Genomic DNA, 12,955 nt, shown 5'->3' with positions numbered 1-12,955 from the left:
CAAGTGGGCGCGCTTCAAGCAGCGGTCTTTGCCGACTGCTTTAGCTGGGCTTCGGGAAAGTGAAGGTGGAACCAGGTGAAATTTTCCTCGGTCACTTCCACGCTCGCCGAGCCTTGATGCAGGCTCATGATCGACTGCACGATGGCAAGGCCAAGACCGGTCCCCCCTTCGCTTCGTGCTCGGCTCTTATCTACGCGGTAGAACCGTTCAAACAAATGCGCATGGTGTTCCTTGGCGATCCCGCGGCCCGGGTTGCCGACGCTCAAGGTCGTGCCGCTACCACCGCGTTGCACTTTCACGTAGACCGTGCGACCGCGAGGGCAGTAGCGAATCGCATTTGACACCAGGTTCGAGACGGCTCGTTGAATCATCAGGCGGTTACCGCGCACCACGTCATCACTGCCAGAGATCTGCAGCTGGATCTCGCCATCCTCTGCCGAAATGCTGAAGAGATCACACACCCGCTGAACTTCATCGACCAGGGACACAGGTTCGAACTCCACCATGGATGCCGGATGACTGACCTGAGCGAGGAACAGCATGTCGGAAACCATGCGGCTCATGCGGTCCAGCTCTTCTGTGCACGACTCCAGCACTTCCCTGTACTCGGGAAGGGATCGCTCTCTGGTCAGTGCAACTTGGGCTTTACCCATCAGGTTGGATAGCGGCGCTCGCAGTTCGTGAGCAAGATCGTCAGAAAACTGCGAGAGCTGCTGAACCCCGTCATCCAGGCGAGCCAGCATGATGTTGATACCGTCGGCGAGCTCTTTGAGTTCTGCTGGCATTCCATTAGTCGGCAGACGATGGTCAAGACTCTCGGTGGAGATCTTCGAGGCGACTTTCAGGAACTTGGTCAGAGGCAGCAGACCTCTGCGTACGGTCCACCAGCCGATTGCGAGGATCAGCGCGATGATGAGCGGGGAAATCATCAGGGCCCAGGTGAGCAATGCATCAAGCAGCGCTTCATTGGACGACTGGTCCATAGTCATGTACACGCTGACTTCGGTTCCGTCGCCCAAATTCATGGTGCGAGAAGCTGTCAGCAAGGGGCGGTCCTGGGTGTCGCGCCACTCATGTTCCTTCGGCTGTGCGGATGGTTGAAACTTGTGCACCTCCACGTTGACCTGCTTCGAGCCAATCGAGAGCAGGGGCGTTTCACTCTGCGCCGACTCGAAAATGCTGACGTACAGGTTGTTGTGGCCCATCACCAGATCCACAAGCTGATGTGCGTCTGCGTTGACTCCTGAGATGTCGGAAATCATGGACAGGTTGTGAGCCATGCCCGCCATCTTCACTTCCAGGTCACTGCGGGCATTTCGCTCTAGCGCCTGACCCACCATCAGATACCCGAAGGTGGCGAACAGAAGCAGCAACGCTGCGCTCATCAACCCCACCTTTAATCCCAGCTTTGCAGCCAGGCTGAATGGCCTCATGCGCGTTCCTCAAAAACGTACCCTACGCCACGAAGCGTGTGAATGAGCTTGGTTTCAAACGGGTCATCGATCTTTGAGCGAAGGCGCCGGATAGCGACATCGATGACGTTGGTATCGCAGTCAAAATTCATGTCCCAGACCAACGAAATGATCTGAGAACGAGTCAGCGCTTCGCCCGTCCTGCTCATAAGCAGGTGCAGGAGCGTAAATTCCTTTGTGGTGAGATCGATGCGTGTGCCAGCGCGGAAAACCCGATGGCGCACTGAGTCGAGTTCCAAGTCGGCAATTTTCAGCGAACTCTTCTCGACTAATTCATCACCACGCCGCTGCAGCGAACGGATTCGAGCGAGCAGCTCCGGGAATTCGAAGGGTTTGACAAGGTAATCGTCGGCTCCGCCATCCAAGCCTTTGAGCTTGTCGTTGATGCGACCACGAGCGGTCAGCATGATGATGCGGACCCGGCTGGTTTTCCTGATGGTTTCCAAAAGGTCCCAACCGTCGATGCCAGGAAGGTTTACGTCCAGCAGAACCAACGAATAGACGTTAGTATTGAACAAGTGCAGGGCGTCAACACCATTGTGCACGATATCTACGACATACCCGCTTTCGGATAGGCCCTGCTGAAGATATTCGGCAGTTTTAATTTCGTCTTCCACAACTAGAACGCGCATAACTTATCTCAAGGTGTGAGGAAGGAATTGGCCTAATCCGCCAAGACTGTGGTTGCAGGCAGTTTGAAGGTTCGGCTGAGTGCATGACATCTGGTAGTCGCTACCTCTGTCCATACGCCGGGGTCACCTGAGGACGCTTGAATCTTAACGCGAAGACGCTGGCCGCGGCGAAATCCTACAAATTTGTAATGTAGCCGCAAGATTGCTGACAGTCATGACGGCTTTCCCTACTGAGCTTAGCGGATTCTGTGGCTTGCAGCGGTTATCAGTCCTCAGGACTGACAGGAGGATTCGGCCGAGAGGGGTGGCGTTTCTGCCAAGCTGCTCAGCATTTATGGCGTTCAATCCTACAAGCTCAAGCTCCGAGTGGTAGCAAGCCACCGATCGTTCGCCCCTTTGATAACGGGCTTAAACCGGCCAGCATGCATGGCTTTTCATCTTAATTGGGCAAGAATAATTACTTTACAATCTATTACATGTCCAAATTGTAATTTCACAATCATCTTGTCGTTAGCCGCTTTTGCTAGTTTAAGAACAGCACACAGGCAGCGCTGCTTTGGGCCAGTCTCATCTGAAGCAGCATGGCGGGAGTAACGATACCCTGCTCACGCCAATGCATTCACCTTGGAACCATACGCTCCTTTGGTAAGGTGAATTTTAGCGCCCCGCCATGGGCGCTTTTTTATTAATGGACTTCTCATGAAAACAACTATATCGGCTATTGCCGCGTTCATGCTTTTCTCTGCACTGTCGACAAATGCCCAAAGTAGCGTTCAGATCAACGACGATCTTGAGCAGTCTGCCAGGAAGGCTACAGAACGCTATGCACAGAGCGTGAAGAAACCCATGCCCGAGCTTGAAGATTACGCATACGGTATGGATTTGGACGTTGGCAAGTTGGTGTACGTCTCGCCTAGCGTGCGGTACTGCGGGAATGTGAGAAGCATGATGACTTACGAGGATTCCAAGGGCGAACTGCACATGGTTCGCTACCTCGTGAAAGGTGAGTGCATCAACAGCCGGTAAGCGGTGACCGAGTGCTTTCCTCTACACCCGACTCAAAGCAACTCGATGCCCAATCGCCTTAGAAGTAGGGCAAATCCTCCGAAGCTCGCCATGGTGATGAGGATGCTGGAGATAAGTGTTGGCCAGAATCCCAACTTGGGCAGCAGTGCCGGAAACGCGATAAACATCGGCAGCGTTGGAATCACATACCAGAACGTGTACCAGGCATGATTGGAAATCTTCTCCATGCTCTGGTTCTCCAAGTAGAGCCAGATGAGCGTCAAGACGGTGACCAATGGCAGGGCGGCAACCAAGCCGCCCAGCTTGTCACTGCGCTTTGCCAGCTCAGACACGATAATCACTATCGCGGCAGTGACCAGGTACTTCGTAATGATCCAAGCCATCGCTGAACCTACTTGAGCTAGTGGAGTGGATCTCCTGGGATCATTCGCCAGGCACTCACGACGTGCTTGGGGGAACCGCAGAATTCGGAAAAAATCGTACGCTAAGCTAACGGTGTTCTCGTGACAGCTCTTTGACTAGGCTTTCTAAGGGGTCGTCTCAGAAAACGGAAAATAAAGCACGCTAAGGCATAGCCGAACCTGCCAAGCTTGCTCCACCCTGTAGTGACGCGATCAGCGGGCAGGAAACGTTCCCCCTTCGCGCATGGCAGGCGCACACCAACTCAGACAGCACGGCCTCCATGCGCGCCAGGTCAGCCATTTTCTCGCGCACGTCCTTGAGCTTGTGCTCGGCCAGACTGCTGGCTTCCTCGCAATGGGTGCCATCCTCCAGCCGCAGCAGCTCGGCGATCTCATCCAGGCTGAAGCCCAGCCGCTGGGCTGATTTCACGAAGCGCACCCGCGTTACATCCGCCTCGCCATAGCGGCGGATGCTGCCATAGGGCTTGTCAGGCTCCAGCAACAAGCCCTTGCGCTGATAGAAACGGATGGTCTCCACATTGACCCCGGCCGCCTTGGCGAAAACGCCAATGGTCAGGTTCTCCAAATTGTTTTCCATATCGCTTGACTCCGTACATGAGTACGGAAGTAAGGTTACGCTATCCAATTTCAATTCGAAAGGACAAGCGCATGTCTGAACCAAAAACCGGGCGCGGCGCGCTCTTCACTGGAGGGCTTGCCGCCATCCTCGCCTCGGCTTGCTGCCTCGGGCCGTTGGTTCTGATCGCCTTGGGGTTCAGCGGCGCTTGGATCGGCAACTTGGCGGTGTTGGAACCCTATCGCCCCATCTTTATCGGCGTGGCGCTGGTGGCGTTGTTCTTCGCCTGGCGGCGCATCTACCGGCAGGCAGCGGCCTGCAAACCGGGTGAGGTCTGCGCGATTCCCCAAGTGCGAGCTACTTACAAGCTCATTTTCTGGATCGTGGCCGCGCTGGTTCTGGTCGCGCTCGGATTTCCCTACGTCATGCCATTTTTCTACTGATCGGAGTTCACCATGAAGAAACTGTTTGCCTCCCTCGCCCTCGCCGCCGTTGTTGCCCCCGTCTGGGCCGCCACCCAGACCGTCACGCTGTCCGTACCGGGCATGACCTGCTCCGCCTGCCCGATCACTGTCAAGAAGGCGATTTCCAAGGTCGAAGGCGTCAGCAAAGTTGACGTGACTTTCGAGACACGCCAAGCGGTCGTCACCTTCGACGATGCCAAGACCAGCGTGCAGAAGCTGACCAAGGCAACCGCAGACGCGGGCTATCCGTCCAGCGTCAAGCAGTGAGTCACTGAAAACGGCACCGCAGCACAACGGACGTCATTGTCTGGCGCCACAAACGATAAAGGATCTGTTGCATGACCCATCTAAAAATCACCGGCATGACTTGCGACTCGTGCGCGGCGCACGTCAAGGAAGCGCTGGAAAAAGTGCCAGGCGTGCAGTCGGCGCTGGTGTCCTATCCGAAGGGCACAGCGCAACTCGCCATCGTGCCGGGCACATCGCCGGACGCGCTGACTGCCGCCGTGGCCGGACTGGGCTACAAGGCAACGCTAGCCGATGCGCCACTGGCGGACAACCGCGTCGGACTGCTCGACAAGGTGCGGGGATGGATGGCCGCCGCCGAAAAGCACAGTGGCAACGAGCCCCCGGTGCAGGTAGCGGTCATTGGCAGCGGTGGAGCCGCGATGGCGGCGGCGCTGAAGGCCGTCGAGCAAGGCGCGCAGGTCACGCTGATCGAGCGCGGCACCATCGGCGGCACCTGCGTCAATGTCGGCTGTGTGCCGTCCAAGATCATGATCCGCGCCGCCCACATCGCCCATCTGCGCCGGGAAAGCCCGTTCGATGGCGGTATTGCGGCAACTGTGCCTACGATTGACCGCAGTAAGCTGCTGGCCCAGCAGCAGGCCCGCGTCGACGAACTGCGGCACGCCAAGTACGAAGGCATCCTGGGCGGTAATCCGGCCATCACCGTTGTGCACGGTGAGGCGCGCTTCAAGGACGACCAGAGCCTTACCGTCCGTTTGAACGAGGGTGGCGAGCGCGTCGTGATGTTCGACCGCTGCCTGGTCGCCACGGGTGCCAGCCCGGCGGTCCCGCCGATTCCGGGGTTGAAAGAGTCACCCTACTGGACTTCCACCGAGGCCCTGGCGAGCGACACCATTCCCGAACGCCTTGCCGTAATCGGCTCGTCGGTGGTGGCGCTGGAGCTGGCGCAAGCCTTTGCCCGGCTGGGCAGCAAGGTCACGGTCCTGGCGCGCAATACCTTGTTCTTCCGTGAAGACCCGGCCATCGGCGAGGCGGTGACAGCCGCTTTCCGTGCCGAGGGCATCGAGGTGCTGGAGCACACGCAAGCCAGCCAGGTCGCCCATATGGACGGTGAATTCGTGCTGACCACCACGCACGGTGAATTGCGCGCCGACAAACTGCTGGTTGCCACCGGTCGGACACCGAACACGCGCAGCCTCGCGCTGGACGCAGCGGGGGTCACTGTCAATGCGCAAGGTGCCATCGTCATCGACCAAGGCATGCGCACGAGCAACCCGAACATCTACGCGGCCGGCGACTGCACCGACCAGCCGCAGTTCGTCTATGTGGCGGCAGCGGCCGGCACCCGTGCCGCGATCAACATGACCGGCGGCGATGCGGCGCTCGACCTGACCGCAATGCCGGCCGTGGTGTTCACCGATCCGCAAGTGGCGACCGTGGGCTACAGCGAGGCGGAAGCCCACCACGACGGGATCGAGACCGACAGCCGCACCTTGACCTTGGACAACGTGCCGCGTGCGCTCGCCAACTTCGACACACGCGGCTTCATCAAGTTGGTTATCGAGGAAGGCAGCCATCGGCTGATCGGCGTACAGGCGGTCGCGCCGGAAGCGGGTGAACTGATCCAGACGGCGGCTCTGGCCATTCGCAACCGCATGACGGTGCAGGAACTGGCCGACCAGTTGTTCCCCTACCTGACGATGGTCGAGGGGTTGAAGCTCGCGGCGCAGACCTTCAACAAGGATGTGAAGCAGCTTTCCTGCTGCGCCGGGTGAGAAAAAGGAGGTGTTCAATGAACGCCTACACGGTGTCCCGGCTGGCTCTTGATGCCGGGGTGAGCGTGCATATCGTGCGCGACTACCTGCTGCGCGGATTGCTGCGCCCGGTGGCGTGCACACCAGGCGGCTACGGCTTGTTCGATGACGCCGCCTTGCAACGGCTGTGCTTCGTGCGGGCGGCCTTCGAGGCGGGCATCGGCCTCGACGCGCTGGCGCGGCTGTGCCGGGCGCTGGATGCGGCGGACGGCGACGAAGCGGCCGCGCAGCTTGCCCTGCTGCGTCAGTTCGTCGAGCGTCGGCGCGAAGCGTTGGCCGATCTGGAAGTGCAGTTGGCCACCCTGCCGACCGAGCCGGCACAGCACGCGGAGAGTCTGCCATGAACAACCCCGAGCGCTTGCCGTCCGAGACGCACAAACCGATCACCGGCTACCTGTGGGGCGGACTGGCTGTGCTGACTTGCCCCTGCCACCTGCCCATCCTCGCTGTCGTGCTGGCCGGCACAACCGCCGGTGCTTTCCTCGGCGAGCATTGGGTCATCGCGGCGCTCGGTTTGACCGGCCTGTTCCTTCTGTCCCTGTCGCGGGCGTTGCGGGCATTCAGGGAAAGAGAATGAGCGCTTTCCGGCCGGATGGATGGACGACGCCGGAACTGGCCCAAGCGGTCGAGCGCGGGCAGCTTGAACTGCACTACCAGCCCGTCGTCGATCTGCGCAGTGGTGGGATTGTCGGCGCGGAAGCCCTGTTGCGCTGGCGTCATCCGACGCTTGGACTATTGCCACCGGGCCAGTTCCTGCCCGTGGTCGAATCGTCCGGCCTGATGCCTGAAATCGGCGCTTGGGTGCTGGGCGAAGCCTGCCGCCAGATGCGTGACTGGCGAATGCTGGCATGGCGACCGTTCCGGCTGGCCGTCAATGCTTCGGCGAGCCAAGTGGGACCGGACTTCGACGGGTGGGTAAAGGGCGTGCTGGCTGATGCCGAGTTGCCCGCCGAGTATCTCGAAATCGAGCTGACCGAATCGGTCGCGTTTGGTGATCCGGCGATCTTCCCCGCCCTGGACGCCTTGCGGCAGATCGGTGTGCGCTTCGCCGCCGATGACTTCGGGACGGGGTATTCCTGTCTGCAACATCTGAAGTGCTGCCCAATCAGCACGCTCAAGATCGACCAATCGTTTGTCGCCGGGCTCGCCAACGACCGCCGCGACCAAACCATCGTGCACACCGTGATTCAGCTTGCGCACGGGCTGGGCATGGATGTGGTGGCTGAAGGCGTGGAAACATCGGCGAGTCTTGATCTATTGCGACAAGCGGACTGCGACACAGGACAAGGCTTCCTGTTCGCGAAGCCAATGCCGGCGGCGGCATTCGCCGTCTTCGTCAGTCAATGGAGGGGTGCCACCATGAATGCAAGTGACTCGACCACCACCAGTTGCTGCGTGTGCTGCAAGGAAATCCCGCTCGATGCCGCCTTCACCCCGGAAGGCGCGGAATACGTCGAGCACTTCTGCGGGTTGGAGTGTTATCAACGCTTCGAAGCGCGTGCCAAGACAGGGAACGAAACCGATGCCGATCCGAACGCCTGCGACTCGCTACCGTCAGATTGAGGCATACCCTAACTGGATGTCAGGCAGGGCCGCGCCGCTTAGTCAGAATAGAGTCATCTTTCGCATTTTTGACACATGCCTGCGAAGGTCATAGATTTCAGCCTGACAGAAACGGGGTTTGAGGCACAACGGAACAGAAGGAGCACTTAAGCCGCCTTCAACCAAGGAGACATCGTGCAGGGGCACCGCATCGGCTACGTCCGGGTCAGCAGCTTCGACCAGAACCCGGAACGCCAGCTGGAACAGACACAGGTGAGCAAGGTGTTCACCGACAAGGCATCGGGCAAGGACACCCAGCGCCCCCAGCTCGAAGCGCTGCTGAGCTTCGTCCGCGAAGGCGATACAGTGGTGGTGCACAGCATGGACCGGCTGGCCCGCAACCTCGATGACCTGCGTCGCTTGGTACAGAAGCTGACTCAACGCGGCGTGCGCATCGAGTTCCTGAAGGAGGGCCTGGTGTTCACTGGCGAGGACTCGCCGATGGCCAACCTGATGCTGTCGGTGATGGGGGCCTTCGCTGAGTTCGAGCGCGCCCTGATCCGCGAGCGGCAGCGTGAGGGCATCACCTTGGCCAAGCAGCGTGGCGCGTACCGGGGCCGCAAGAAAGCCCTGTCCGATGAGCAGGCTGCTACCCTGCGGCAGCGAGCGACGGCCGGCGAGCCCAAGGCGCAGCTTGCCCGCGAGTTCAACATCAGCCGGGAAACCCTCTACCAGTACCTCCGCACGGACGACTGACACATGCCGCGTCGCTTGATCCTCTCGGCCACGGAGCGGGGCACCCTGCTCGCGTTGCCAGAAAGCCAGGATGACCTGATCCGCTACTACACCTTCAACGACTCCGACCTGTCGCTGATCCGTCAGCGGCGCGGCGACGCCAACCGCCTCGGCTTCGCCGTGCAACTCTGCCTGCTGCGCTACCCCGGCTATGCGTTGGGCACTGACAGCGAGCTGCCCGAACCGGTCATCCTGTGGGTGGCCAAGCAAGTCCAGACCGATCCGGCGAGTTGGACGAAGTACGGCGAGCGCGATGTGACCCGTCGCGAGCACGCCCAGGAACTGCGCACCTACCTTCAACTGGCCCCGTTCGGCCTGTCCGACTTCCGCGCCCTGGTGCGCGAGCTGACCGAACTGGCCCAGCAGACCGACAAGGGCTTGCTGCTGGCCGGCCAGGCGCTGGAGAGCCTGCGGCAGAAGCGACGCATCCTGCCGGCGTTGAGCGTGATCGACCGGGCTTGCTCGGAGGCCATTGCACGGGCCAATCGGCGGGTCTACCGCGCCCTGGTTGAACCGCTCACGGACTCGCATCGGGCCAAGCTGGACGAGCTGTTGAAGCTCAAGGCCGGCAGCAGCATCACCTGGTTGACCTGGCTGCGCCAGGCACCGCTGAAACCCAACTCTCGGCACATGCTTGAGCACATCGAGCGGCTGAAGACATTTCAGCTGGTGGACTTGCCCGAAGTCCTGGGCCGGCACATCCACCAGAACCGCCTGCTCAAGCTGGCCCGCGAGGGTGGGCAGATGACGCCCAAAGACCTCGGCAAGTTCGAGCCGCAGCGGCGCTATGCGACCCTGGCCGCCGTGGTGCTGGAGAGCACTGCAACCGTGATTGATGAGCTGGTGGATCTGCACGACCGCATCCTAGTCAAGCTGTTCAGCGGCGCGAAGCACAAGCATCAGCAGCAGTTCCAGAAGCAGGGCAAGGCGATCAACGACAAGGTGCGCCTGTACTCCAAGATCGGCCAGGCGCTGCTGGAGGCCAAGGAAGCCGGCAGCGACCCCTATGCCGCCATCGAGGCGGTGATCCCCTGGGACGAGTTCACCGAGAGCGTCAGCGAAGCCGAGCTGCTGGCCCGGCCGGAGGGCTTCGACCACCTGCACCTGGTCGGCGAGAACTTCGCCACCCTGCGCCGCTACACGCCGGCTCTGCTGGAGGTATTGGAGCTGCGCGCCGCCCCGGCCGCGCAGGGCGTGCTGGCAGCCGTGCAGACGCTGCGCGAGATGAACGCCGACAACCTGCGCAAGGTGCCGGCCGATGCTCCCACCGCCTTCATCAAGCCGCGCTGGAAGCCACTGGTGATCACCCCGGAAGGCCTCGACCGGCGCTTCTACGAAATCTGCGCCCTGTCCGAGCTGAAGAACGCCCTGCGCTCCGGCGACATCTGGGTCAAGGGCTCGCGGCAGTTCCGCGACTTCGACGACTACCTGTTGCCGGCCGAGAAGTTCGCCGCGCTCAAGCGGGAACAGGCCCTGCCGCTGGCGATCAACCCGAACAGCGACCAGTATCTGGAAGAGCGCTTGCAGCTGCTGGACGAGCAGTTGGCCACTGTCGCCCGCCTGGCCAAGGACAACGAGCTGCCCGATGCCATCCTCACCGAGTCCGGGTTGAAGATCACCCCGCTGGATGCGGCGGTGCCGGATCGGGCGCAGGCGCTGATCGACCAGACCAGTCAGTTACTGCCGCGCATCAAGATCACCGAACTGCTGATGGACGTGGACGACTGGACGGGCTTCAGCCGCCACTTCACCCACCTGAAGGACGGGGCCGAGGCCAAAGACCGGACGTTGCTGCTGTCCGCGATCCTCGGTGATGCGATCAACCTCGGGCTGACCAAGATGGCCGAGTCGAGCCCCGGTCTGACCTACGCCAAGCTGTCCTGGCTGCAAGCCTGGCACATCCGCGACGAGACCTATTCGGCGGCCCTGGCCGAGCTGGTCAACCACCAGTACCAGCATGCCTTCGCCGCCCACTGGGGCGACGGCACCACCTCATCCTCCGATGGCCAGCGTTTCCGGGCTGGCGGCCGGGGCGAGAGCACCGGACACGTCAACCCGAAGTACGGCAGTGAGCCGGGACGGCTGTTCTACACCCATATCTCCGACCAGTACGCGCCGTTCAGCACCCGCGTGGTGAATGTCGGCGTGCGCGATTCCACCTATGTGCTCGACGGCCTGCTGTACCACGAGTCCGACCTGCGGATCGAGGAGCACTACACCGACACGGCCGGCTTCACCGATCACGTCTTCGCCCTGATGCACCTGCTGGGCTTCCGTTTCGCGCCGCGCATCCGCGACCTCGGCGAAACCAAGCTGTACGTGCCGCAGGGCGTGCAGACCTACCCGACGCTGCGGCCGCTGATCGGCGGCACCCTGAACATCAAGCACGTCCGCGCCCATTGGGACGACATCCTGCGCCTGGCCAGCTCGATCAAACAGGGCACCGTCACTGCCTCGCTGATGCTGCGCAAGCTCGGCAGCTATCCGCGCCAGAACGGCCTGGCCGTGGCCCTGCGCGAGCTGGGCCGGATCGAACGCACGCTGTTCATCCTAGACTGGCTGCAAAGTGTTGAGCTGCGCCGCCGCGTGCATGCCGGCCTGAACAAAGGTGAGGCGCGCAACTCGCTGGCCAGGGCGGTGTTCTTCAACCGCCTTGGGGAAATCAGGGATCGGAGCTTCGAGCAGCAGCGCTACCGGGCCAGCGGCCTCAACCTGGTGACGGCGGCTATCGTGCTGTGGAACACGGTGTACCTGGAGCGCGCCACCCAGGGGTTGGTCGAGGCCGGCAAGCCGGTGGACGGCGAGCTGCTGCAATTCCTGTCGCCGCTGGGCTGGGAGCACATCAACCTCACCGGCGATTACGTCTGGCGGCAGAGCCGCAGACTGGAAGACGGGAAGTTTCGGCCCCTACGGATGCCCGGAAAACCTTAGCGTACGATTTTTTCCGAATTCTGCGAGCCCCCCTGCTTCTGCTGTCGCCTATCCATCCTTACCTTTCCTCGACAACACCCCCCCGACGTTGGCGGCGGTGTGTTGATCAGGTGTCTACCGGCCGATCAATGCGACGGCGACGGAACGTTCTCGTGGAAAGCTGCGCGCTCGATCTGAATGGTGCAGTGATGGATTTCGAACGCGTCGCTGACTGCATCCACGACGGCCGCTAGCACAGCATCTCCATCTGCTGCGTCTCGGACGACCACGTGCGACGTCATCACGTTGCTTCCGCTGCTGACGGCCCAAACGTGCAAGTCATGGACATCCGTGACGCCGTCGACCTTGAGGATCGTGGCCTCGATTGCCGCCACGTTGAGCCCCCGGGGTACACCTTCCATAAGAATCCCCAGGCTCTCTCGAAGCAATTGCCAAGTCCGCGGCAATACCCAAAGGCCGATCGCTACGGCGACAACCGTGTCGACCCAGGTCCAGCCGGTAAAGCGGATAATGAGGGCTGCGATGATCACGCCCAACGATCCGAGCATGTCGCTCCAGACTTCGAGGTAGGCGCCTTTGACGTTGAGGCTCTCGTTGCTGGCAGATGCCAGCAGTCGCATTGAAATCAGGTTGATGATCAGGCCGACAATTGCGATCCACATCATCGCCCCGGTGGCGATCTCCGCCGGCATGAAGAAGCGCTGGTAGGCCTCGTACAAGATGTACATCGCCACCAGGAAGAGCAGCACGGCGTTGAACGTGGAGGCTAGGATCTCCAACCGCGCATAGCCAAAGGTTCTTTTCTGATCCGCCGGCCGCTTTGCGATCTGAAGCGCAATCAACGAAATTGCCAAAGCGGCGGTGTCGGTGAACATGTGAGACGCATCCGACAGCAACGCCAGGCTGCCGGTAATCCATGCGCCGATCACTTCAGCGATCATGAAGCTACCGGTCAGGACCAATGCCATGACTAGTTTCTTCTGATGCCCCTCACGAAGCGCGGCACTGCCATGATCATGATTCGATCCCACGTATTTCTCCTTGCACAGGGT

Annotated in this window: 14 protein-coding genes; 9 read left to right on the top strand and 5 right to left on the bottom strand. The window is 60.9% G+C overall.

Going from position 1 to position 12,955, the window contains the following annotated elements; all coding sequences use genetic code 11:
* Window positions 1–14: 14 nt before the first annotated feature.
* Both C6A77_RS00350 and C6A77_RS00345 read right to left on the bottom strand, forming a co-directional pair.
* Window positions 15–1,433 carry a heavy metal sensor histidine kinase gene (locus C6A77_RS00350; RefSeq protein ID WP_013974872.1) on the bottom strand — a complete coding sequence of 473 codons (1,419 nt, stop codon included), beginning with the start codon at window positions 1,431–1,433 and terminating at the stop codon, window positions 15–17.
* On the bottom strand, window positions 1,430–2,104 hold the full coding sequence (locus tag C6A77_RS00345) for a heavy metal response regulator transcription factor (RefSeq protein ID WP_044047186.1): 675 nt from the start codon (window positions 2,102–2,104) through the stop codon (window positions 1,430–1,432). Before C6A77_RS00345 ends, C6A77_RS00350 begins: the two co-directional genes overlap by 4 nt.
* A gap of 699 nt (window positions 2,105–2,803) precedes the next feature.
* Between C6A77_RS00345 and C6A77_RS00340 the strand changes: the two genes are divergently transcribed.
* Entirely contained in the window at window positions 2,804–3,130 is a 327-nt protein-coding gene (locus C6A77_RS00340; RefSeq protein ID WP_013974870.1) for a DUF2790 domain-containing protein, read from the top strand.
* 32 nt (window positions 3,131–3,162) lie between these two features.
* Here the strand turns inward: C6A77_RS00340 and C6A77_RS00335 are convergent, their stop codons facing one another.
* Complete coding sequence (locus C6A77_RS00335) at window positions 3,163–3,513, bottom strand: DUF3147 family protein (RefSeq protein ID WP_044047185.1); 351 nt, start codon at window positions 3,511–3,513, stop codon at window positions 3,163–3,165.
* A gap of 181 nt (window positions 3,514–3,694) precedes the next feature.
* Window positions 3,695–4,129, bottom strand: coding sequence for a mercury resistance transcriptional regulator MerR (locus C6A77_RS00330; RefSeq protein WP_003131969.1), 435 nt, complete (start codon window positions 4,127–4,129; stop codon window positions 3,695–3,697).
* A gap of 71 nt (window positions 4,130–4,200) precedes the next feature.
* Between C6A77_RS00330 and merT the strand changes: the two genes are divergently transcribed.
* The 8 genes from merT to C6A77_RS00290 all read left to right on the top strand — a co-directional run bounded on the left by merT (window position 4,201) and on the right by C6A77_RS00290 (window position 11,903).
* Window positions 4,201–4,551, top strand: coding sequence for a mercuric ion transporter MerT (gene merT, locus C6A77_RS00325; RefSeq protein ID WP_003131974.1), 351 nt, complete (start codon window positions 4,201–4,203; stop codon window positions 4,549–4,551).
* Window positions 4,552–4,563: 12 nt separating this feature from the next.
* Complete coding sequence (gene merP / locus C6A77_RS00320) at window positions 4,564–4,839, top strand: mercury resistance system periplasmic binding protein MerP (RefSeq protein WP_003131987.1); 276 nt, start codon at window positions 4,564–4,566, stop codon at window positions 4,837–4,839.
* 71 nt (window positions 4,840–4,910) lie between these two features.
* Complete coding sequence (gene merA, locus C6A77_RS00315) at window positions 4,911–6,596, top strand: mercury(II) reductase (protein WP_003156770.1); 1,686 nt, start codon at window positions 4,911–4,913, stop codon at window positions 6,594–6,596.
* A 17-nt stretch (window positions 6,597–6,613) separates the two neighbouring features.
* Window positions 6,614–6,979: a mercury resistance co-regulator MerD gene (merD, locus tag C6A77_RS00310; RefSeq protein ID WP_000995360.1), complete on the top strand. Its 366-nt coding sequence runs from the start codon at window positions 6,614–6,616 to the stop codon at window positions 6,977–6,979.
* Complete coding sequence (gene merE, locus C6A77_RS00305) at window positions 6,976–7,212, top strand: broad-spectrum mercury transporter MerE (RefSeq protein ID WP_003132004.1); 237 nt, start codon at window positions 6,976–6,978, stop codon at window positions 7,210–7,212. The genes merD and merE overlap by 4 nt, the downstream gene beginning before the upstream one ends.
* On the top strand, window positions 7,209–8,198 hold the full coding sequence (locus C6A77_RS00300) for a DUF3330 domain-containing protein (RefSeq protein ID WP_012314201.1): 990 nt from the start codon (window positions 7,209–7,211) through the stop codon (window positions 8,196–8,198). The genes merE and C6A77_RS00300 overlap by 4 nt, the downstream gene beginning before the upstream one ends.
* 174 nt (window positions 8,199–8,372) lie before the next feature.
* Window positions 8,373–8,933, top strand: a complete 561-nt coding sequence (locus C6A77_RS00295; RefSeq protein WP_010921730.1) for a recombinase family protein — start codon at window positions 8,373–8,375, stop codon at window positions 8,931–8,933.
* A 3-nt stretch (window positions 8,934–8,936) separates the two neighbouring features.
* Window positions 8,937–11,903, top strand: coding sequence for a Tn3-like element TnAs1 family transposase (locus tag C6A77_RS00290; RefSeq protein ID WP_010921731.1), 2,967 nt, complete (start codon window positions 8,937–8,939; stop codon window positions 11,901–11,903).
* A 125-nt stretch (window positions 11,904–12,028) separates the two neighbouring features.
* On the opposite strand, the gene C6A77_RS00285 is transcribed toward C6A77_RS00290, so the two are convergent.
* Entirely contained in the window at window positions 12,029–12,934 is a 906-nt protein-coding gene (locus C6A77_RS00285) for a cation diffusion facilitator family transporter (protein ID WP_047595902.1), read from the bottom strand.
* Window positions 12,935–12,955 lie beyond the last annotated feature (21 nt).

Source organism: Pseudomonas sp. AFG_SD02_1510_Pfu_092, from assembly GCF_003331055.1.
Classification (GTDB): domain Bacteria; phylum Pseudomonadota; class Gammaproteobacteria; order Pseudomonadales; family Pseudomonadaceae; genus Aquipseudomonas.
Note: the sequence above shows the minus strand (reverse complement) of the source record. Positions and strands in the feature narration are given on the sequence as shown.